Source organism: Lutibacter sp. TH_r2, assembly GCF_033101135.1.
Classification (GTDB): domain Bacteria; phylum Bacteroidota; class Bacteroidia; order Flavobacteriales; family Flavobacteriaceae; genus Lutibacter.
This window is the reverse complement of the sequence record NZ_JAWMPV010000004.1, coordinates 138524-162134: the sequence shown is the minus strand read 5'-3', so window position 1 is coordinate 162134 and position 23611 is coordinate 138524. Positions and strand designations below refer to the sequence as shown.

Sequence of the window (23611 nt, the reverse complement as noted above, 5' to 3'; positions counted from 1 at the left end):
AACGTTTTCGTTTATTATTTCCATAAAAATACCTGTATTATTTTTAAAATAATAAAAAATACATGGGGTAAAAATTAAATTATCTTCTCTAGTAAGTATAGACGTTTGTTTTTCAAAAGAATTATTTAAGTGTAGATGAGATACATTGATTATAAAAAAGAAGATTTTATTAAGGATGAATATTTCCAGAAATGGGTATTGAATCCTGATGAAATGACAATTAATTTTTGGAATAATTGGTTATCTGCTCACCCCGAGAAAAAACAAGTTATTCAAAAAGCATCTTACGCTATTCAGCTCCTTCATGAAAATGAAAAAGAACTACCAAAAAAAGATTTTGATGAGATGTGGCAATTTATTGTTCAAAAAAGAGAAGTGCCCAACGATAATTATAAAATTTCATTTTTTAAGAAATTATCAAACAATTTTCAAAAGGTAGCAGCAATTTTAGTTATAGGTATAGTCTTTTCCTATAGCATTTATTATTCAGGTATATTTAATAATCTTAAAGATATTCCTGAAATTACTGAACCTAGAATAACTTTAGAGATGCAAGATGGGACAATTAAATATTTAGATGAAGTTTCTACAGAAGTATTAACAGACAAAAAAGGACAAACAATTATAAAAAAGACTCAAGCCTCACTTTCGTACTCAAGTAATTCAAGTAAAAATACTGAAACTTTAGTTTATAATGAATTAGCTGTACCATATGGTAAAAAGTTTGAACTTATTTTGTCAGATGGATCTCATGTTTTTTTAAACTCAGGCACAAAGTTAAGATATCCAATTAATTTTATTAAAGATAAACCACGAGACGTTTTTTTAGATGGAGAAGCTTATTTTATAGTAGCCAAAGACAATTCAAGAGCTTTCACGGTTATAACAGATGATATGAATACAAAGGTTTACGGTACAGAATTTAATGTTTCTAGTTATAAAGATGAAAATAATACCTCTACAGTTTTAGTTGAAGGAAGTGTAGGCGTTTATAAGTCTAATAATGATAAAGGAGATACTCCAATTATAATTAAACCTGGAAAACGAGCAGTATTAGAGAATGGTATTATTGAGGTTAATAAAGTAAGCGTAAATAAATATATATCTTGGAAAGAAGGAAAATTGATATTTATAAATGATCGATTTGATGTAATTGTTAAAGAATTAGAAAGACATTTTAATGTTTCTATAACTAATAATTTTCCAGAACTAAATAGAAAAGTATTTACAGGAACATTTTCCAAAGAATCTTTAGATCAAATTTTAAATGTATTTAAAGAACATTCAGGATTTAATTATACAATAAATAAAAATCAAGTTACAATTTTACCTTGATTTATAATAAATGAATTTAGTACACCTAATGTTTAACCTAGAAATAAAAAAAATTATAAATATGAAATAAAATAGTAATAAAAAAAAAGGAAAGTGCTGCCACACTTTCCTCAATTAATAGTGATTAAAAGAATTATAGAATCAACTTAAAATCAAAACGAAATTATGAAAAAATTATCGAACCTACTAATGGGATATTCTTTCATTCCATTAAAAATTGATCTTAAAATGAGACTTTTCTTTCTGTTGTTTATTTCCACATTATTTAATTTACAAGCAACAACAGGATATGCTCAAAAAGTAAAGATTGATTTAAACATGAAAAATGCTTCAATTATTGAAGTTATTCAAGAAATTGAATCTAAAACTGAATACAGATTTTTTTACAGTAAGGAAGAATTGTTAATTAATCAAAAAATCAGTATTCAAACAAAAAAAACAGCAATTGATAAAGTATTAAAAAAAGTGTTTTTTGGTACTCGAATAGGCTATAAAATTGTTGACAGACAAATTATTTTGAAAGCAAAAAAAGCCATAGAGATAAAGCAAGCTTTAGTAAATCCAATAATAAAGCAAGAGCCTATTCCAATAAGTGGTACTATTGTTGACGAGTCTGGATTTCCTTTGCCTGGTGCCAGCATTCTAGAAAAAGGAACTATAAATGGAACACAATCAGATTTTGACGGAAAGTTTTCTATTGAAATTAAAGATAGTAATGCCATATTGATTGTAAGCTATATAGGCTTTGTAACTCAAGAAGTAACTGTTAATAATCAAAAAACTTTAAATATAATATTAGTAGAAGATGCTGCTAGTTTAGAAGAAGTTGTAATAGTAGGATACGGAGCTCAAAGAAAAGAAACAATTACAGGTTCAATTGCTACTGTAAAAGCAAAAGAACTTACCCAAGTGCCAACAACCAACACTACAGCAATGTTGTCAGGGCGTTTACCTGGAGTAGTAGTTTCTCAAAACGATGGGCAACCAGGAGGAGATCAATCTAGTGTTAGTATTAGAGGATTTGGAAGTGCTTTAGTAATTGTTGATGGTGTACCAAGAGATTACCAGCAACTAGACCCTAATGAAATAGAAACAATTTCTATATTAAAAGATGCTTCAGCAGCAGTTTATGGAGCAAGAGCAGGTAATGGAGTTATTTTAGTAACAACTAAAAGAGGAAAAGTAGGGGCGCCAAAAATAAATTATTCTGGAAGTTACACTTTTCAACAACCAACAGTTTTACCTAAAGTAGCTAATGCAGCTAATTATGCTAGATATCAGCAACAAGCGGAACTATTAGAAGGAGTAGCTGTAGCAGATTTAACTTTTTCAGATGAAGATATAGCTAAATATGAAGCAGGAACGGAAGAAGGATATAAAGGTACAGATTGGCAAGATGTTGTACTGAAAGACTGGTCTGCTATGCAACAGCATAATTTTAATATACAAGGAGGATCTGATTTTGTAAAATACTTTGCTTCAGTTGGTAAGTTAGACCAGAAATCTATTTTAGAGTCGGGAGACGGTCAATTTAAAAGATACAACATAGGTGCAACTATAGATATTAAAGTATCCGAAAGACTAAATGTAGGAGTTAATCTTAAATATAGAGAATCCGATAATGAAACTCCAAGTGGTAGAGATGGAGATGATGATGGTTATTATAGAATTTTTGATCACATAACATCTATGGATCCTACGGTTCAGCAAAATCCAGATGGAACACTTACAGCTGCTCACAATTTAGAAACTAATGCAGTAGCTTATTCAACACAGGCAATAACAGGTATAGATAATACCGAAAGTAGACAATTTGACGCTGTTCTTAGTTTTGATTATAAATTACCATATGTAGAAGGATTAAGTGTTTTTGGAACATTAGCTCATCAGACAGTTAATTCATTAAATCAATTAACAAGAACTCCTTTCACTACGTATGATTATAATTATGAAACTGGAGAAAGTACTCCAAGGTTTACAACTTCAGATGATTATGTGAGATCTACAACTAATGAAACAAAGCAGACCACTACTCAAATTGGAATTAACTATAAAAACCAATTTGATGATCATAAGATAGAAGGGAAGGCAATTTTAGAAAATAGGTATGTAGATAGATATTATTTTACTTCTCAAGTTACACAACTTCTATCTTCAGACACTCCATATTTGTTTGGAGCAACAGGTACTGTTACTACTTCAGATTTATTATTAGATGATAGTGGTAATGCGGTACCTCTGCAAGAAGGACGACAAGGTATTATTGGACGTGTAAACTATAGTTATAAAGATAAATATCTAGTAGAGGCTCTTTTTAGAGCAGATGCCAATATCCAATTTCCTGAAGAAACACGTTGGGGATATTTCCCAGGCTTATCTTTAGGTTGGGTTGCATCTAATGAGGATTTTTTAAGTAACTCTAAAACTATAGATTTCTTAAAGTTTAGAGCTTCATTTGCAAGCTTAGGATATGATGGTACTTCTAGTTTTGATTATTTAACAGGGTATGAGCTTCGAAATGGAAGAGAAAATACATACGCATATAATAATACGGGTGTTACTTCTACTTTACAAACTATTGGTTTAGCAAATCCGTCAATTACATGGGAAACTATGGAGACATATAATTTTGGTGTTGATACTAGGCTATGGGATAATCTTTTAGGTGTAGAGTTTGATGCATTTTACAGAAGACGTTCAGGTATTTTAAGAGATCGTCAAGATCAATACCCAGATACTTTTGGAGCAGATTTACCTCAAGAAAATGCAGGGATTAGAAGCAATAGAGGTTTTGAATTAGTATTAAACCATAGAAATAATATAGGCGAGTTAAATCTAAATATAAGCGCTAATGTTACTTGGACAAGAGAAAAAATAATAGACAATGTAGAAAGAGAATTTGATGCTAATGATCCTGATGATGCTAGAATTTATCAAACTAATGAACAATGGGCAAATCGTAGATTTGGTTACAAAACAGATGGGTTTTACGATAGTCAAGACGAAATTGATAGTGATGAAATTATTTATGATCCAAGTATTGGAGAACCTACCTTAGGAGATGTTAAGTATGTTGACACTAATCAAGATGGAACTATTGATTGGAGAGATCAAGTAGTTATTGGTAGAAATGCAACACCTGAATTATTTTTTGGTCTAAACGTTAACGCCGACTATAAAGCATTTGATTTTAGTATGCTTTGGCAAGGAGCAGGAAATTTTGATGTTCAAATGAGTGGTCAAGAAATTGCAGCAAGTACAAGTATTGGTCAAATACCGTTAGAATATCAAGCAGATTATGCTTGGAATGCCGCTAACCCTTCAGCAGCTCAATTACCAGCACCTAATACAGGTGGACTTAACACCCATAATAAAAACATTCTCGATATTTATCAAAAAGATGGAACTTACCTTAGATTAAAATCTATTACACTGGGTTATAATATCCCTAAAAGTATCTTAGAAAAAGTAAAAATTAAAAAAGCTAGAATATATATATCTGGTTATAATTTACTAACTATCCAAGATACTGGTATTTTTGAAATTGACCCAGAATTAAGAACCGACGGTTTAAAAGCTTATCCTTTGCAAAGAAACATAAGCTTAGGAGTTAATATAGGACTATAAACAAAATAAAAATTATCACAATGAAGAATATAAAAATATACACTTTAATTTTTGTGTTAACAGGAATTTTGGCATCATGTGAAGATCCATTAGACAGAACAGCTCAAGGTATTTTTTCAGAAGAGAATGTTTGGGAGGATGAAGCATTAACAGATCTTTATGTAGCAAATGTATTTGCACGAACCTTATTTTTGCCAGGAGCAGGAAATGAAGATGTAGGACAATTAATTGTAGACGCTTGTGCAGGTGGTTATTCTAGAGCTTTTGGTAGTTGGCCAACAGGTTATACATTTACCCAAGGAGCATTTTCATCACAAGGAACAGGTAATACATCTAATGAATATTGGAAATGGGATTTGGTTCGAGATATAAATACCGGAATTGAAGCTTTAAGTAATACAGAAAGTACTTTACCATTAGAATATAGAGAGGCTCGTTTAGGAGAATTACATTTTGTAAGAGCTTGGGTATATTTCCAAAAAGTAAAAAGATATGGAGGAATTCCAATTATTGAAGATCCACAAATATTGGAACAATCTTTTGAAGAAATATCTGTACCTAGAAACTCTGAAGAAGAAGTTTATGATTTTATTGCAGAAGAATGCGATATAGCAGAAAGCCTTCTTGAAGGTAAAACTATGGATTGGGGTAGAGCAACTTCTTGGTCTGCTTTAGCTTTAAAAAGTAGAGCTATGATGTATGCCGGAAGTATTGGTGAATTTGGTACTATGCAATTAGATGGTTTGTTGGGAATAAGTGATGCTGATAAGTTTTGGCAATTATCTTATAATGCGTCTAATAAAATTATTAATGAAGGACCATTTGCACTATACGGAACAGGCGCTAGTACTTTTGAAGAAGCAGAAAATTCTTATTATGAATTATTTACTAAAGCAGAAGGTAATAACGAAACTATTTTTGCTGAAGTATTCACAGGAGAAGGTGAAAAATCTGAAGATTGGGAACGTTGGTGTGCTCCAGCATCTGTAAATGGAACCACTTTTTTAAATACATATTTGGAAACATTTGAAATGTATGAATATGTTGATGGTACACCAGGAACATTAGATAGAAGTACTTTAGTAGAAGGTGTTTTTCATGATATGGCAGATTTTATTGGAAAAAAAGACCCTAGATGTAGAGCTAACATATTTTTACCAGAGGTAGAATATGGAGGAGTAACAACTTGGATGCACGAAGGTTTATATGTTAATGGTGTTTTAGAAACAAGTGATATTGAAGGAATTGATACTCCAGCAAAAGGCCCATCTCGTGATATAGGAAGAACAGGATTTTTTAACAAAAAAAGATCTAATGAGGATTATCAAGTAGGAAATGGTTTTGGGTTAGGTGCTACAGATTACATGGTTTTTAGGCTTGGTGAAATTTATTTAAATTTAGCAGAGGCAGCATATGCACTTGAGAAGGATGGAGAAGCTTTAGAAGCCTTAAACACTGTTAGACGTAGAGTGTTAATGCCAGATAAACCTGCTATAAATTGGGAAGTTATTCAAAATGAAAGAGCTGTAGAATTAGCTTTTGAACAGCATAGATATTGGGATTTAAGAAGATGGAGAATTGCGCATATTGAATTAGATAGAAGAGAAAGTAAAGGAAATAAGTATTCAGGAGTTAGATGGCGCAAAGACTATGATAATCCTGGTATGTATGAAATTATTTTAACAACTACTGGAGTTGCAACTGATAGTTGGGATAGAATTTTTGAAGAACATCATTACTACTTTCCTATAGGTTTAGAAAGAATACAAAGAAGTCCAGCACTAGTAGAAAATCCTGGCTACGAATAATATTTATTAGTTTTTGTTTAGTTTATTAATAAAAAGACCGCTAATTTCTTAGTGGTCTTTTTTATTTTCATTTATACAATAACAATTAAATCTTGTAATGTAATTTATATATAATATTACATAATCCTTTTTGTAGATTTAATCAAGTTTATCCTTTTACATTATTTTTTTTAAACTTATCAAATTCACTTTCTGTATTTTTTGGCCAGCTATTATTTGATGTGTCAACATCAGCTGTTTCTTGATCGGGATCAATAGTAATTTTTTTAATTGCTTTTGATGAAGGATATACTTTAGTAACTTCATTATCATTCAATCTCCAAATTTGAGCAGGATATTGTTTTCGTTCTTTAGTTCCATCTTCAAACTCAAATTCAACTACAATTGGCATTACTAAATCTCCAGGTTTTTCAAATACTAATTCATAGAAATATTTGGGAGCTTTAATAGTTTCTTTTTCATTAGAATTGAAGTTTTTATCAATAAAATCTTTTAAAACACTATAATCTTCAGGTTTTTTGTTTTTTAAATCTTCAGAGTATTCTTCACTATTTTCAGAAACTAAATACAATGATGGTGGTAATTGATCTACAGTAATTCCATAGCGTTTAGCCATATTTTCAGCACGTTTAGTAGGCTTATCAGTTACATAATATTTTTTAACTTCTTTAATGCCAATATCATTATTTCCAGTAGTATAAAACCAACCTCTCCAAAACCAATCTAAATCCATAGCCGAAGCATCTTCCATTGTTCTAAAAAAATCAGCAGGTGTTGGATGTTTAAATTTCCATCTATTTGCGTACGTTTTAAAAGCGTAATCAAATAATTCTGGTCCCATAATAGTATTTCTTAAAATCCATAAACCAGCAGCAGGTTTTGCGTAAGCGTTGTTACCAAATTCATATAAATAATCACCTTTAGTCATTATTGGAGCTAGTTTAGTTTGGTCACCTTTCATATAACTTACAATTGTTTTTGGTAAACCTCTAGAGAGTGGATAATTTTCTTCATATTCCATTTGTGCTAACATTTGTACAAAAGAATTTAATCCTTCATCCATCCAAGTCCATTGGCGTTCATCTGAATTTACAATCATTGGAAAAAAGTTATGCCCAACTTCATGAATGGTAACACCAATCATTCTATATTTTGTTCTATCGCTGTAAGTTCCATCAGGTCTAGGTCTTCCTGGATTGAAACAAATTTGAGGGTATTCCATTCCCATTTGTCCATCTACCGAAATAGCTTTGTGGTAAGGATAATCGAATGTATGTTTTGAATACGTTTTTAAAGCTTGTGCTGTTGCTTTTGTTGAATGATCTCCGTATAGTGGATTTGCTTCTTTTGAATAGTAGGAGTAGGCCATTACGGTTTTTCCATTAATATCTACAGCCATTGCATCCCAAATAAATTTTCTTGAGCTTGCAAACGCATAATCTCTTACATTTTCAGCGTAAAATTTCCAGGTTTTTGTTTTTTTAGATTTTTGTTGTTCAGTTTTTATAGCTTCGTCTTGTGTAACTATTAGAACTGGATTATCGTAAGTTTCTCTAGCTTTGTCTAATCTTCTTTTTTGTGATTTGGTAAGTACTTCACTTTCATTCATCAAAACACCAGTTGCACCTAGCATATGATCTGCTGGTGTTGTAATATTTACCTCGTAATTACCAAATTCTAAAGCGAATTCACTGCGTCCCCAAAACTGCATATTTTGCCAACCTTCAACATTATTATAAACACATAGTCTTGGAAAAAATTGGGCAATTACATAGTTATTGTTATTGTCTTTAGGGAAATGTTCAAAACCAGACCTTCCACCTTGGGTTACATGGTTATTAATGTTGTACCACCATTTTATTTTAAACAAATGTTTAGCACCAGGCGCTAATGGTTTGTCTAAATTTAAACGCATCATGGTTTGATTAATCATGTACGAGGCGTTTGAATTGTCAATATTTTTTACATACTCTATTTTAAAACCGCCATCAAACCCTTTACCCATAAATTTTTCAGCAAATTTAGAAGGTGAGTATAGCGTATTTGTTCTATTTTCTGCTATTTCAGGAGATTTAGAGTTTTTAGCTCTTTTATTTTGATCGAGTTGAAGCCATAAATATTCCAAATAATCTTTTGAATTATTGTGATACGTAATTGTTTCTTCTCCATAAATACGTTGATTTTCATCGTCTAAAACAATATCCATTTTATAGTCAACTTGTTGTTGAGAATATTCATAACCTGGAGCTCCAGAAGCTGTGTGTTGTGAGTTTGGAGTAGGTAACAACTCATGAAGTTGTTTAAATTTACTGGTATTGTAATGACTCTTTTGTTTTTCTTGTGCAAAAGATGAAAATGAAATAAGTAATGTTACTATTGAAATTTGATAAAAGTATTTCATAAGTTTTATTTAGTTTATGGAGCTTTAGAAAAACTATTAAGATTGTCTAAAAGTATTAAAAGCCGTAATTCTGAATTTATTTCAGAATCTCATTATATTGATAATCAGTCACTATGCGAACCAAAACCAAGTTTAGGTTGATGAAAATTTCACTTTTGATATAACCTTTTTTAATTATCCTTTTATTTGATTTTTTTTGAACTTATCGAATTTAGTTTCTGTATTTTTAGGCCAGCTGTTGTTTGTTAAATCTACATCAGCAGTTTGTTCGTCAGGGTCAATAGTAATTTTTTTAATTGCTTTTGATGAAGGATATACTTTGGTAACTTCACTATCATTCAATCTCCAAATTTGAGCAGGATATTGTTTACGTTCTTTAGTTCCATCTTCAAACTCAAATTCTACTACAATTGGCATTACTAAATCACCAGGTTTTTCAAAAGTTAATTCGTAGAAATATTTAGGAGCTTTAATAGTTTCTTTTTCATTAGAACTGAAGTTTTTATCAATATAATCACTTAAAACAGTATAATCTTCAGGTTTTTTAGATTTTAGTTCTTCAGAAAATTCATCACTACTTTCAGAAACTAAATATAATGATGGTGGCAATTGGTCTGCAGTTATTCCATAACGTTTAGCCATGTTTTCAGCACGTTCAGTAGGTTTATCGGTTACATAGTATTTTTTAACTTCTTTTATACCAATATCATTATTTCCTGTTGTATAAAACCAGCCTCTCCAAAACCAATCTAAATCCATTGCCGAAGCATCTTCCATTGTTCTAAAGAAATCTGCAGGCGTTGGATGTTTAAATTTCCAGCGTTTTGCATATGTTTTAAATGCATAATCAAATAATTCTGGTCCCATAATAGTTTGCCTTAAAATAAATAAACCAGCGGCAGGTTTAGAATAAGCGTTTGGGCTAAAGTTAAAAACATTATCACCTTGAGACATAATTGGAGATAATCTACTTTGGTCTCCTTTCATGTAACCTACAATGTTTTTAGGGTATTTTTCTAAAGGAAATAATTCAGAATCGTACTTATATTCAGCTAAAATTTCAACAAAAGAATTAATTCCTTCATCCATCCACGTCCATTGACGTTCATCAGAATTTACAATCATAGGGAAAAAGTTATGCCCAACTTCGTGTGTTATAACTCCAATCATTCCTTTTTTAGTTCTGTTAGTATATACTCCATTTCTAGGTCTACCAAAATTCCAACAAATCATAGGGTACTCCATACCTTGTTGTTTTGCATTTACTGAAGTTGCTTGTGGGTATGGATAATCAAAAGTATGTTCAGAATATACTTTTAAAGTATTGGCTACGGTTCTTGTAGAATGTTCTTCCCATAATGGATTACCTTCGTTTGGATATAGAGAATAAGCCATTACAGTTTTTCCATTTATATCAACAGCCATTGCATCCCAAATAAATTTTCTTGATGAAGCAAAAGCAAAATCTCGTACGTTTTCAGCGTAATATTTCCAAGTTTTAGTTTTTGTTGAAAACCCTTTTTCAGCCTCTTTTGCTTCTTCAGGTGTTACAATCATTACCGGATTGTCGAAATGATTTTTAGCATCAGCATATCTTTTGTATTGTTTCTTGGTAAAAACATCTTTAGGGTTTTGTACAACCCCAGTTGCATTTAAAGTATGGTCTTTTGGAGTAGTAATATTTACCTGATAGTTTCCAAATTCTAACGCAAATTCACTTCGTCCCCAAAATTGCATATTTTGCCAACCTTCTACATTGTTGTACACTGCTAAACGTGGGAAAAACTGCGCAATTACATATAAATTATTTCCATCAGGAAAAGGTTCATACCCAGAACGACCTCTTAATGAAGTGTAATCATTAATGTTATACCACCATTTAATTTTGAATACAAACTTTTCGCCAGAAGCTAAAGGTTTGGGTAAATTAATTCGCATCATAGTACGATTAATCATATAATCTAACGGTTTGTTTTGTATATCGTTAACATAGTCAATTTTAAAACCTCCATCAAACGGTTTCCCCATAAATTCACCTGCAAATTTTGTTGGAGAATACAATACACTTGGTCCACCACCGCTAACTTCAGGGGTTTTAGAGTCTGGAGCTCTCATATTTTGATCTAATTGAACCCATAAATATTCCAATACATCTTTTGAATTATTATGGTATGTAATGGTTTCTTTACCAAATAGTTTTCTGTTTTCATCGTCTAAAACAATATCCATTACATAATCAACTTGTTGTTGAGTATACTCATAACCAGGAGCGCCAGAAGCTGTGTGTTGTTTATTTGGCGTAGGTAATAGCTCTTGAAGTTGTTTAAACTTACTTGTGTTGTAATGACTGGCTTGTTTTTCTTTTTTTAATTCTGTGTCTTGTGCAATAAGCGAAGTAATTGCAAAAACTGAAGTAATTGCAAAAAGTAGAATTCTTTTCATTAAAAAAATATTTGAATTTTGAAGATTCGAAAATACTTAATTTTTAACAAAAAATTATTTAAAACTCTAAAAATTTAACAAACCTTTAGGGTTTTTATTGTCTAAATAAAATGTTTTATGGAATTTGTTTACTTTTAATTTAACAATGTTTTTTTGATCTTCAAAATCTTTGAATAAACAAGTGTTTTTAACTTCGAATTGATTTAACTCTGAAATATTGCTTATTTCTAAATAAAAGTGAACAATTTCAGAGTTATATTCTTTACCAATAAAAGAATATTTTTTTGGGAGGTTGTTAATATTTAATTGAAAATGTTTTTCAAGATATTGAATATACAATGAGTCAATTTGCTTAAATTCTTCATTTGTAGCTAAATTTAATTCTGTATTGTGAATTTTATTAAGAGACACTTCCAAATCATCAATAAAAAGTCCTAAAATAATTTGAACAGATTGCTTTTCTTTAACATATTCAATTTCGCACATACTTACATAATATTTGTGCATAGTAAATGCAAATACAGGAATAAGTAGTATTAGAAAAAAGATTTTTGAACGATTCATTTTTGTATTTGTACTGCGATGCAATTTTTTAAAGTTAAGTCGCTACTACAATAAGCAACTATTTAGTTTCTTATTTATAGTACATTACTGTTGAAGTGCTTTAAATTCGTTACTCTGAATTACAAGAAAGTTTTTAATTTCAATTTCACTTTTATCATAATATTCTCCTAATCCTTTAGCATCACAATAATCTATATATTGATATATTTTATCTTTATGAATTTTTAAATCTCTTTTAAAAAATTTCTCACCATAATTGTAAACAATATTATCTACAAACAACGTTTTTTTTCTTTCAATAACAGCAAAATCGCGTTTTTCTTCTCGTTTCTTTTTAAAGTAAAGTGCATCAATACCTCTTACTAATAAACCTAACATATCAACACCAGCTTGCCCAGCATTAGGATCTACTTGATTTAGAACACTTGGAGGCGAAGCATAATACCTAGCATCGTTATCTAAAACCATATTTTTATCTCTATAAACATTGTCTAAATCAACTTTTATGGAGCTAGAAATGTTAACAGTCTCTAATTCATTTACTTGAGGTTCTAAAAATACTTCAATATATCTTTTTTCAATATGGTTTTCAGTTATTTTAACTTTTCTGTTTTTATGTGTTAAAGATTTAAAATATATTGAATCACCTAACTTGGCTTTAATATAATATTCACCATTTTTTAAACTTGAAGTACCAAGATTAGTTCTAATATTTACAACTAAAATATTTTCTAATAGCAAGGTGTCGTTTTTAACTTTACCAAATAGAATTGTTTCTTTATCCTGTGCCTTTGAAACTATAGAAATAAAGAAAAATGAGATTAAAAGAAGAATTTTAATGATTGAGTTCATAGAATTTTTTTCGTTGTTCAGTTAATATTTCAATTGCTTTTAATTTTTGATTACTTTCATAGACCGAAAATAGATTTTTATTTTCACAAAAGTTAATAAAAAGTTCAATACTATCTTTATTTATTTTTAAATCTTTTAGAAAAAAGTCCATTCCAAACTCTGAAATAAGTCTTTGTGAAAAACTCATTTTCTTTTTTAGCATTCGTTTTAATCGTTGCTCTTTAATTAATCTAAAATCTGGTATAGAAGCACTACCACCAATTCCACCACCCATAAATGTAGGGTCTGTAAAAGCTAAAGAATTAGGTGTTTTATCGTAATGTGTTGTGTATGATTTTTTAAATCTATAAATATCTTGTTTGTCAAAAGTAAAATTTGCTTTAGGAATAGTGTCTATTGGTACTTGAGAAATATCAGCAGTTAAATTTCCAGATAAACCATGTAAAAAAACTTCATCTAAAATGGTAACAGCAGGTGTTAACTTAACGGTTATTAGTTTACTTTTAAAATAAGTTTTATTGATTATAATTCTTTTTGTTTCATATTGAATTGATGAGAATAAGATTTCATCGTTAGTTTCAACCATTAATTTAAAATTTCCATCATCATCACTTATTGCTCCAAAACCTTTAGTTAAATTAACAATATGAATGTTGCTAATTGCTTTATTTGATGAAGTAATTATTCCTTCAATTTCAACAAGTTTAGATTCTTGCGAAAAAGTATTAATAGAAAAAAATAGAAATAGAAATAAGTTGGTTGTTGTTTTCATTCACAACAAATAAAACATTTGAAATCTTAAAATTGTATTAATAGGGTTGTAAACTTTTGTTAAACATTGAAAATTAGTAAATTTGAGAAAAGACCAAGAAATGAAAAAAGTTTTAATAGCAAGTACATCAACAGTACACGGTAAAGCATATTTAGAGTATATTTTACCTGATTTAGCAAGTTTTTTTAAAGGTGTACATGAGATTTTATTTATTCCGTATGCAAGACCAAGTGGTTTAACTCATGAAGCATATACTGCCAAAGCTAAAGAAGCTTTTGAAAAAATTAATATTGAAGTGAGAGGTATTCACGAATTTGACAATCCAATTAATGCAGTTAATCAGGCAAAAGGGATTTTTATTGGTGGAGGTAATACTTTTTTATTAGTGAAGCAATTGTACGAAAATCGCTTAATTTCTGTGGTTAAAAATGTTGTGGAAAATGGAATTCCTTATTTTGGTACCAGCGCAGGAAGCAATATTACAGGATTAACTATGATGAATACAAATGATATGCCTATTGTATATCCTCCAAGTTTTAACACCTTTGGTTTTATTAATTTTAATATTAATCCTCATTATTTAGATCCTGACCCAAGTTCAAAGCATATGGGAGAAACAAGAGAAACAAGAATTAAAGAGTATCATAATTTTAATGAAATTCCTGTTTTAGGTTTACGAGAAGGTAGTTGGTTAAAAGTTGATGGAAGTAAAGTACTATTAAAAGGCGATTTAAACGCAAGATTATTTCAGAAAGGAAAAGCAGCCAAAGAACTTCCACCAAATACCGATGTAAGTTTTTTAATGTAATTTTAAATAATCTGCAACTATTAAAGCATCGGGAGAGTTTTTAACTTCTGAAGAAAGATTTTTATAGAGTTTAGAGATTTTTAGAGAATCTATTTTTGAAACTTTTAATTGATCTCTTAAAAGCATTGCAGAAATAAATGACGTATTGTTTTGTTGAATGTAGTTAAAAGTGAATTTTGTAAATTCATTTTCAATAGCTTTCATTTTTTTCTCTATTTCAAATAATTTATCAGCATCATTTTCTAAACGTGCTTTTTGAAATTGTGGGAATAAAAAATCTATTTTTTTGAATATATTTTTTGAGTTGGTTTTGTATACTTCTAATTCGGTATTTAAAGGAGAGTTAATAATTATAGGTTCTTGAAGGTCTCTACCATTTAATTGTATTTGAAATGATTTATTTTCAATAATTAAAATAGTTGATAAAGCTGAACTTTCATACGTAAATGCAAATCGTTCTGGATATGTTACAATTCCTTTAAAATTGAATTTGTTTTTTAAAACTATAGCAGAATCAATAGGGTAGAGCCTATTCTCAATTATTTTATTTAAATATACTTTTTTAGGGTAAAAGTTTTCAAAAGTACCATTAATTTCAAAATTTGCGACTGTTTTAGTTTTTAGAGCCTCTTTTTGAATTGCTGTTTTTTTGTTGCATGAAAATAGCAGTAAAAAAATTATACTAAAAGATAAAAACCATTTCATTATAAAAATTAATAATTCACATATTTTATTATTTCAATTCCATAACCAGTCATTCCAACGCGTTTTCTATATTTATCGGCATTGGAAAGTACTTTAAGTTTTGTAATGTTTAAATCGTGTAAAATTTGAGCTCCAATTCCAAAATCTTTTTCATCCATTTTTAAACTAGGAAGGTAATCTTCATTTTTAGATTGGCTTTCTTTTAATATATCTAATCGAGCTAATAAATTAAACGATTGATTTTCTTGATTTATAAAAACTACAGCGCCTTTACCAGCTTTATTTATTGCTTCAAAAACTCTTTTTAATTTACCATCAGGGTTTTTAGTTAAGGTTCCCAAAATATCATTATTAACTAAAGTAGAATTTACTTTTACAAGTACTTCTTCATCTTTAGTCCAAGTTCCTTTAGTTATTGCTAAATGTACTTGGTTATTTGTAGTTTGTTTGTAAGCTTTTAATTGAAACTCTCCAAATCTGGTATTAATATCAAATTGTTCGGCTAATTCAATTAAAGAGTCATGTTGCATTCTGTATTCAACTAAATGTTCAATTGAAATTATTTTTAAATCGAATTGCTTTGCAATTTCAATTAATTGAGGAAGACGAGCCATGGTTCCATCTTCGTTCATTATCTCAACAATAACACCAGCTGGATATAAACCAGCAAGTTTAGCTAAATCAATTGCAGCTTCGGTATGTCCTGTTCTTCTTAAAACGCCACCTTCTCTTGCTTTTAATGGAAAAATATGTCCTGGTCTACCTAAATCTATTGGGCGTGTAGATTTTTCGGTTAAGGCTTTTACAGTAAGCGCTCTATCTCTAGCAGAAATGCCCGTTGTTGCACCTTTACCATTGTAATCTATACTAACAGTAAATGCAGTACCAAGTGGATCTGTATTTAAACCAACCATTAGGTTTAAATCTAGTTCTTTACATCTACTTTCGGTAATAGGAGCACAAATTAATCCTCTACCATTTGTAGCCATAAAATTAATCATTTCTGGAGTAACTAATTCTGCAGCTGCTATAAAATCGCCTTCATTTTCTCTGTTTTCATCATCAACAACTATTACTACTTTACCCTTTTTTATATCAGATATTGCTTCTTCAATAGTGTTTAATGTAATAGTATTATTTTTAGTGTTTTCCATTGGTTTGGTTACGTTTTCTTAAGTTTAATTTTTTTGAAAAAGTTTTTAATTTTATCTAAAACTGAATCTATATTAAATATTCCCATTCCTTCAGTAGCTCTTCTAGTTAAAAGTATTCCAAAAGGTAATAAAATAATTGTAGAAAGCCAACTTCCTAAAAATGAAGAGATAGCACTTTCTTCTGCCAAATTTTTTCCAAGTTGAGAGATAAAGAAATAAATAACAAATACTACAATAGCCATTACCATAGGTAATCCAAATCCTCCTTTTCTTATTATAGAGCCTAAAGGAGCACCAATAAAAAAGAGAACTAAACAAGCTAGTGAAAATGTAATTCTATAACTAAACTCATGATCGTAAAGGTTTAATACTTTTCTTCGATCTTTAAAATTTTTAATTTGGTTTTTATTTTTATCCTCAATTCTTTTCAACATATTTAATGCCTGATCAACTACTAAAATTTTATTGTTTAGGTTAAAGTTATCAAGAATTTCGGGTTGTAAGTTTTTAATATTTAAAGTGTCGGGATATTTATGTAAATTATCTGAATGTACTGAATGTATAAAACTTTTAGTTTGATTTTCTATATAGATATCGTATTCAATTTTTCTAACATCAGAAATAGAATCTAGTTGATTAATGGTTAACATTCCATGATGTTGTTTGTAATTTTCATCATCTAGATTATCACCATCATTAAAAGATGAGATATCAATATTTATGGTATACGTTTTAAAAGTAGCTGCGGAAGCTGGCATTTTTTCACGCTCTTTACTAGTCATACCACTTTTAATATGTTCTTCGTAGTAATTTCCATTTTCAAGCGTTAAGGTCATGTATTTACTTCCTTCATCACTAGATATTTCTCCTTTTTCAGCTGTAATTACTTTTATTTTTCCTTTTCCAGCACTTAAATCTGATATTTGAACATCTTTTAGTAAATTTTCTTCTTCGCCGTATTTTTCTTTAAATTTAATAGTGTAACCAGGAATTTCAGTATTAAAAACGCCAGGAACTAGTGCTAATGCTGGCTTTTTCTTTTTCATGTTCATATATAAATTCTTTTGCTTTAGGGTAGCCCAAGGATAAATATTGTTCATAAAAACAAAATTAACAACACTTAAAAATAATGTTAATATAATAAGTGGTCTAATAATTCTTTTTAATGAAATTCCAGAAGATTTAATAGCAGCAAATTCGTAGTTTTCAGATAAATTACCCAATGCCATAATTGAGGAGAGTAAAATACCTATAGGTAATGCTGTTGGTGTAAGAATTAGTGCTAAATACCAAAGAAATTTTAATATAAAAATGGTGTTTATTCCTTTACCAGCAATTTCATCAAAAGCTAGCCAAACAGCTTGCATTACTAAAACAAAAAGAACCACTAAAAAAGTGGCCAAAAAAGGTTGTAAAAAACTTTTTAAAATGTATTTGTCAAATATTTTCAAAGGAACCTAATTAGTTTCTGAAATTGTATACTTTTTTTGATCTTGATATTTAGCTTTATCGAAGCTGAAAATTTTTGATGAAATGGTTTGATTGGTTTTAAAACTTGTAACATTAAGCGTTGTTATAGTTCCATTTTCACCAGTTTCAATAATATTATATATGTGTTTAGTTTTTACATCAACACCAACTTGTATACTTAAAATTTCAGAATTACTATCAATAGGAGATAAGTTTACGTATTGAATTTTAATTCCTTTTACGTTTTTCAATTCACCCATTTCGTAATTATATCCATTTTTATAAAACGAAAACATTTTAGAAGGTGTTAAGGTTTCTTCTTCATTGTCAGAAGGATTTTGGATAATAACTTCTTCATCTTCATGAATAATTAAATAAACTTTTTTTCCATCAAAAATTTGTTCAGTTCCCATATAATTTAAATGGTATAAATCACCCTGTAGAGTAACATTACCTTTAGTTTCTTGATGAACATCTGCATCTACATTGTCTAATTTATGATTAAACTCAATATAAATATTATTGTAGCTTTCTACTTTTGCCGCAACTTCATCAAGTAAAGCTTTTGCACTATTGCTATTTTGACTAAAACCTATAAAACCAAAACATAAAATGGTAATTACTAAAACTATTTTTTTCATGTATATTATTCTCTTTCGTTATCTAATAATTGATTTAAAGCCATTTCATCTGGAATTAAAACTTGTCTAGCTTTACTTCCTTCAAATGGACCTACTATTCCGGCAGCTTCTAATTGATCTATTAATCTACCTGCTCGGTTGTAACCTAATTTTAATTTACGTTGTAATAATGAAGCGGATCCTTGTTGAGCATGTACTATTAGAATAGCAGCATCTCTAAACAATTTATCGCGTTCGCTTATGTTTATATCAAGACTTGTGCCAACTTCTTCACCACTATATTCTGGCAGTAAATGTGCTTCAGGGTAGGCGCGTTGCGAACCAATAAAGTCGGTTATTTTTTCAACTTCAGGTGTGTCAACAAATGCACATTGTAAACGAATAACATCATTACCATTTGTAAAAAGCATATCTCCTCTACCAATTAATTGATCTGCGCCAGAACCATCTAAAATTGTTCTTGAATCTATTTTTGAAGTAACTCTAAATGCAGCTCTTGCTGGGAAATTTGCTTTAATAATACCTGTAATAACGTTTACCGAAGGGCGTTGAGTTGCAACTATTAAATGAATACCTATAGCTCTGGCAAGTTGTGCTAAACGAGCAATTGGTGTTTCAACCTCTTTACCAGCAGTCATAATTAAATCCGCAAACTCATCAATTACCAATACAATATATGGTAAATATTTATGACCATTTTCTGGGTTTAATTTTCGTGCTTTAAATTTAGCATTGTACTCTTTAATGTTACGTACCATTGCTGTTTTTAACAAATCGTAACGAGCATCCATTTCAATACAAAGTGAATTTAGCGTATTAATTACTTTGGTTGTATCGGTTATAATTGCTTCTTCTGAATCTGGAAGTTTTGCTAAATAATGGCGTTCAATATGGTTGAATAACGTTAATTCTACTTTTTTTGGATCTACCAATATAAATTTAACTTCTGCAGGATGTTTTTTATATAATAATGAAGTTAATACAGCATTTAATCCAACAGATTTTCCTTGTCCTGTTGCACCAGCCATTAACAAGTGAGGCATTTTAGCTAAATCAACAACAAAGGTTTCGTTTGAAATAGTTTTACCTAAAGCTACTGGTAATTCCATTTCGCTATTTTGAAATTTAGCAGAAGAAATTACCGATTTCATAGAAACCATAGTAGGTTTTTTATTAGGAACTTCAATACCAATTGTTCCTTTTCCTGGTATAGGTGCAATAATTCTAATTCCTAAAGCTGATAACGATAGGGCAATATCATCTTCTAAATTTTTAATTTTAGAAATTCTGATTCCTGCATCAGGAATAATTTCATATAAAGTAACCGTAGGTCCAACGGTTGCTTTAATTTTAGCGATACCAATTTTATAGTTGTTTAAGGTTTCAACAATTCTAATTTTGTTGGCTTCTAACTCTTCTTGATTAATAGAGATGGTTTCGTTGTAATCTTTTAATAAATTTAAAGTAGGGAAGGTGTAATTACCTAATTCTAACGTTGGGTCAAACTCTCCAAAATCCTTAATTAATTTATCTGATAAATTTTCTGAAACGTGTTGTTCTTCAACTACTTGTTCAACATCAATAGCAACATCTTCTTTTTCTTCAGCAGTTGGTGTAATATTTAGGTCTAAATTTTTAGAAGTGCTATTTTCTTTTGGTTTAAGTTTAGGTTCTAAATTATCAAGCGATAACTCAAGTTCTTCAGGAACACTATTTTCTTCAATAATAGTAGTAGTTGTTTCTTTTTCTGAAGGAATTGTTTTTTTAGGAACATTTTCACTTATTGCCTTTGCTTTTCTTTTTAATTTTTCGGGTGTTATTTTAAAGCGTATAACTATAAAGGATATTAATAAGAATAGTAACACTAAAGTTAATCCTGTTTTACCTAAAAATTGTTGTAGGTAATTATTTACTTCAAATCCAATAATTCCTGGTAATAATGCATTTTTTGAAGCTAAAAATCCAAAACTTGTAGATAACCAAATAATTCCTAAAATTCCCCAGCCCCAAGCTTGTTTAGTTGGCTTTAAGGTTCCTTTTAAGAAAATTAAAACTCCAGAAAAAAGAATTAAAAAGGGTAAATATAAAATTGAAACTCCAAAACCGTTGTATATAAAAAAGTGACTTAAACTAGCACCAATTTTACCTAGCAAATTTTTTACTTTTACGGTTTTATCTGTAAAATTTGAAAGCTGACTTTGGTCGTTTTGCCAATTAAATAAATAGGATATAAATGATATAAATAAAAAAATAGCAAATAACACAACAAATGAACCAATAATGGTTTGAGTTTGTCTATTACCAAAGAACGCTTTTGTTTTCTGAAATCTTGGTTTTTTGGGCGATTTAGATGTTTTTTTATTGTTTTTTGCCATTTGTTAAATTATGTCACAAAAATATAAAATTAATGTGATTGAGTTTAATTTACTAGATAAATTTAGGAATGTAAATTATTAAACCAATAATAACAGCAAATATTGCAGCAAAAAAAGCGGCTCCTGCAGAAATATCTTTTATTCTCCCAATTTGTTTGTGGTAGTCTGGATGTACAAAGTCAGCAAGTTTTTCAATACCAGTATTTAATGATTCTGCAACTAAAATTAAGGCAATAGCTAACGTTTGAAACATCCATTCGGTAGCAGAGATATTCATTATAAAACCAAAAATTGTAACAATACTTCCTATTATTACTTGTGCAATAATGCTATTTTCGGTTGTAATTAAAATCCAAAAGCCTTTAAAAGCAAATTTAAAGGCTCGGATTCTATTGATTAAAAAATCAATTATTTTTTGCATATTAAAGTGCTTTTAAAGCAGCTTCGTAATCTGGTTCGTCAACAATTTCAGGAACTTGTTGTGTGTATGTTACCACACCTTCTTCATTTAAAATTACAATAGCTCTAGAGTGTAAATTTGCTAACGGTCCATTTTCAATTGTTAAACCATACGCTTTACCAAATTTTCCTTTAGCAAAATCTGAAAGTGTAATTACACTATCTAATCCTTCAGCTCCACAAAAACGTGCTTGAGCAAACGGTAAATCTCTTGAAATACATAAAACTTTAGTGTTTTCTAATTTCCCTGCTTCTTCATTAAATTTTCTAACTGAAGCTGCACAAGTACCCGTGTCAATACTTGGGAAAATATTTAATACTACTTTAGATCCTTTAAAATCTTTTAATTTTGCTTTAGATAAATCAGCTTTAACTAAACTAAATTTTGGTGCTTTTTTACCAACTTTCGGTAATTTTCCTACTGTTTTAAAGGGATTTCCTTTTAAGGTTATTTTTGCCATTTCTTTTATATTTTTTTATTGATTTCTCAAAGTTAGATTAAAAAATAAAAACTCTCGAATAAAATACGAGAGTTTTTATAAAATTTATAGTAATACTAAATTGTTATTAGTTTTTAGAAAGGTAATCAGCAATACCTTCATGCGTTGTTTTTAAACCTTCTTTTTCTTTGTTCCAGTTTGCAGGACAAGCTTCACCATGCTCTTCGTTGAATTGTAATGCATCTACCATACGTAAAGCTTCATCAACATTTCTTCCTAAAGGTAAATCGTTAACTACTTGGTGACGTACAATACCATTTTTGTCAATTAAAAATAAACCACGGTAAGCAATTAATTCTCCACTTGCTTGTAATTCATCATTGTCATCGTAAAAATAATCTCCAGCTAAAACATCGTAGTTTTTAGAAATAGTTTTATTTGTATCTGCAACTAGAGGATAGGTAACACCTTGAATACCTCCAGCATTTTTAGGCATTTGTAACCAGCCCCAGTGAGATTGTTCAGTATCAGTTGAAACTGCAACTATTTCAACATTTCTAGATTTGAATTCAGCTAATTTTTCTTGAAAAGCAAATAGTTCAGTTGGACAAACAAAAGTAAAATCTTTTGGGTAGAAGAATAATACTACATATTTTTTCCCTTCAAATTGTTCTAATGAATAATTTTCAACAAATTCCATTCCGTTAACTACTGCTTGAGCCTCAAATTTTGGTGCTTTTTTTCCTACTAATACTGCCATTTTAATAATTTTGTTTAAGTTAATTTTGCAAATATAAGTATTATTAAATTTTAATAAAATGAAGTTAATTTTAAAATTTTATTGCTAAATAGATTTTATTTATAGGTGTAAAATATTGATATGAAGGAATGTTTTTTAATGTGTTAATTTTTGTATTTTTATGGTATTAATTTAATATAATAATAACAATGAAAATACTTGCAATAGGAAAAAATTATGTGAATGATAAAAGTGATATTGAAGCTAGTAAAAACGGGCAGCAAATAATTTTTTCGAAACCTGAATCTAGTTTGGTAAAAAATAATAAGGATGTTGAGTTTCCAAAATTTACGAATGAGCTAGTTTATGAGGCTGAATTGGTTCTTAAAATAGGGAAAATTGGTAAAAATATAAAAGTAGAAGATGCATTGTCTTATGTGTCAGAAATTGGAATTGGAATAGACTATACAGCAAAAGATGTTTTAACTAATTATAGAAATGTTAAAGGTCCTTGGGATTTAGCAAAAGGTTTTGATGGTGCAGCTCCAATCTCATCTTTTAAACCAATTTCAAATTTTAAAAATGCAAATAATATTAATTTTGATTTAAAAATTAATGGAAAAAAATTACAAGTTGGTAATACAGGTTTAATGATATATAATTTTGCAGAAATAATTAGTTATATTTCAACATATATGACTTTAGAACCTGGAGATTTGATTTTTACTGGAACTCCAGCGCATGGAACTGGTAATACATTTAAAGGTGACCATATACAAGCTTCAATAGAAGGTGAGTTATTACTTGATTATCGCATTGTATAATTTATAAAAAAAGGTTGTTTAAAAAGTAATAAAATGAGTCTTTCTGAATTTAATTCAGAATCTCATTATACGGATATTTGATTTTTATTAGAAACTAAATTCAAATACTCGTGATTTTTTTTAAACAACCTTTTTTTATGTCTTTAAATTAAAGAATTAGTTGCTAAATAATTTATAAGGAAATTAAATCTGTTA

18 protein-coding genes are annotated in these 23611 nt (G+C 29.4%); 5 read left to right on the top strand and 13 right to left on the bottom strand.

Annotated features, from left to right (window positions below; all coding sequences use genetic code 11):
* The first annotated feature begins 135 nt into the window (after positions 1 to 135).
* From R3X25_RS12390 to R3X25_RS12380, 3 genes are all read left to right on the top strand, one after another.
* Positions 136 to 1335, top strand: a complete 1200-nt coding sequence (locus R3X25_RS12390; RefSeq protein ID WP_317675235.1) for a FecR family protein — start codon at positions 136 to 138, stop codon at positions 1333 to 1335.
* A 165-nt stretch (positions 1336 to 1500) separates the two neighbouring features.
* Positions 1501 to 4962: a TonB-dependent receptor gene (locus R3X25_RS12385; RefSeq protein ID WP_317675234.1), complete on the top strand. Its 3462-nt coding sequence runs from the start codon at positions 1501 to 1503 to the stop codon at positions 4960 to 4962.
* Positions 4963 to 4982: 20 nt separating this feature from the next.
* Positions 4983 to 6770, top strand: a complete 1788-nt coding sequence (locus tag R3X25_RS12380) for a RagB/SusD family nutrient uptake outer membrane protein (protein WP_317675233.1) — start codon at positions 4983 to 4985, stop codon at positions 6768 to 6770.
* Positions 6771 to 6918: 148 nt separating this feature from the next.
* Here the strand turns inward: R3X25_RS12380 and R3X25_RS12375 are convergent, their stop codons facing one another.
* From R3X25_RS12375 to R3X25_RS12355, 5 genes are all read right to left on the bottom strand, one after another.
* Positions 6919 to 9171, bottom strand: coding sequence for a M1 family metallopeptidase (locus R3X25_RS12375; protein ID WP_317675232.1), 2253 nt, complete (start codon positions 9169 to 9171; stop codon positions 6919 to 6921).
* A 174-nt stretch (positions 9172 to 9345) separates the two neighbouring features.
* On the bottom strand, positions 9346 to 11613 hold the full coding sequence (locus R3X25_RS12370; protein WP_317675231.1) for a M1 family metallopeptidase: 2268 nt from the start codon (positions 11611 to 11613) through the stop codon (positions 9346 to 9348).
* Between the two features lie 66 nt (positions 11614 to 11679).
* Positions 11680 to 12177, bottom strand: coding sequence for a DUF6702 family protein (locus tag R3X25_RS12365; RefSeq protein ID WP_317675230.1), 498 nt, complete (start codon positions 12175 to 12177; stop codon positions 11680 to 11682).
* Positions 12178 to 12261: 84 nt separating this feature from the next.
* Complete coding sequence (locus R3X25_RS12360) at positions 12262 to 13029, bottom strand: hypothetical protein (RefSeq protein ID WP_317675229.1); 768 nt, start codon at positions 13027 to 13029, stop codon at positions 12262 to 12264.
* Entirely contained in the window at positions 13013 to 13801 is a 789-nt protein-coding gene (locus R3X25_RS12355) for a carboxypeptidase-like regulatory domain-containing protein (protein ID WP_317675228.1), read from the bottom strand. Before R3X25_RS12355 ends, R3X25_RS12360 begins: the two co-directional genes overlap by 17 nt.
* Before the next feature lie 100 nt (positions 13802 to 13901).
* On the opposite strand from R3X25_RS12355, the gene pepE reads away from it, so the two are divergent.
* A complete protein-coding gene (gene pepE, locus R3X25_RS12350; protein ID WP_317675227.1) occupies positions 13902 to 14609 on the top strand; it encodes a dipeptidase PepE in 708 nt (235 codons plus the stop codon).
* Here pepE and R3X25_RS12345 read toward each other — a convergent pair.
* The 8 genes from R3X25_RS12345 to R3X25_RS12310 form a co-directional block, all read right to left on the bottom strand.
* Positions 14601 to 15314: a DUF4369 domain-containing protein gene (locus R3X25_RS12345; protein WP_317675226.1), complete on the bottom strand. Its 714-nt coding sequence runs from the start codon at positions 15312 to 15314 to the stop codon at positions 14601 to 14603. The genes pepE and R3X25_RS12345 overlap by 9 nt on opposite strands.
* Positions 15315 to 15322: 8 nt before the next feature.
* Positions 15323 to 16468, bottom strand: coding sequence for a 3,4-dihydroxy-2-butanone-4-phosphate synthase (ribB, locus tag R3X25_RS12340; protein WP_317675225.1), 1146 nt, complete (start codon positions 16466 to 16468; stop codon positions 15323 to 15325).
* A gap of 8 nt (positions 16469 to 16476) precedes the next feature.
* Positions 16477 to 17919 (bottom strand): LptF/LptG family permease, encoded by a 1443-nt coding sequence (locus R3X25_RS12335; RefSeq protein WP_317675224.1) that lies wholly within the window; start codon positions 17917 to 17919, stop codon positions 16477 to 16479.
* A 6-nt stretch (positions 17920 to 17925) separates the two neighbouring features.
* Positions 17926 to 18579, bottom strand: a complete 654-nt coding sequence (locus tag R3X25_RS12330; RefSeq protein ID WP_317675223.1) for an outer membrane lipoprotein carrier protein LolA — start codon at positions 18577 to 18579, stop codon at positions 17926 to 17928.
* Positions 18580 to 18584: 5 nt separating this feature from the next.
* Positions 18585 to 20954 carry a DNA translocase FtsK gene (locus R3X25_RS12325; RefSeq protein WP_317675222.1) on the bottom strand — a complete coding sequence of 790 codons (2370 nt, stop codon included), beginning with the start codon at positions 20952 to 20954 and terminating at the stop codon, positions 18585 to 18587.
* 52 nt (positions 20955 to 21006) lie between these two features.
* Positions 21007 to 21375 (bottom strand): diacylglycerol kinase family protein, encoded by a 369-nt coding sequence (locus R3X25_RS12320; protein WP_317675221.1) that lies wholly within the window; start codon positions 21373 to 21375, stop codon positions 21007 to 21009.
* A gap of 1 nt (position 21376) precedes the next feature.
* Positions 21377 to 21874, bottom strand: coding sequence for a thiol peroxidase (gene tpx, locus R3X25_RS12315; protein WP_317675220.1), 498 nt, complete (start codon positions 21872 to 21874; stop codon positions 21377 to 21379).
* Between the two features lie 106 nt (positions 21875 to 21980).
* Complete coding sequence (locus R3X25_RS12310) at positions 21981 to 22613, bottom strand: peroxiredoxin (RefSeq protein ID WP_317675219.1); 633 nt, start codon at positions 22611 to 22613, stop codon at positions 21981 to 21983.
* A gap of 188 nt (positions 22614 to 22801) precedes the next feature.
* Between R3X25_RS12310 and R3X25_RS12305 the strand changes: the two genes are divergently transcribed.
* A complete protein-coding gene (locus R3X25_RS12305) occupies positions 22802 to 23416 on the top strand; it encodes a fumarylacetoacetate hydrolase family protein (RefSeq protein WP_317675218.1) in 615 nt (204 codons plus the stop codon).
* Positions 23417 to 23611: the final 195 nt, after the last annotated feature.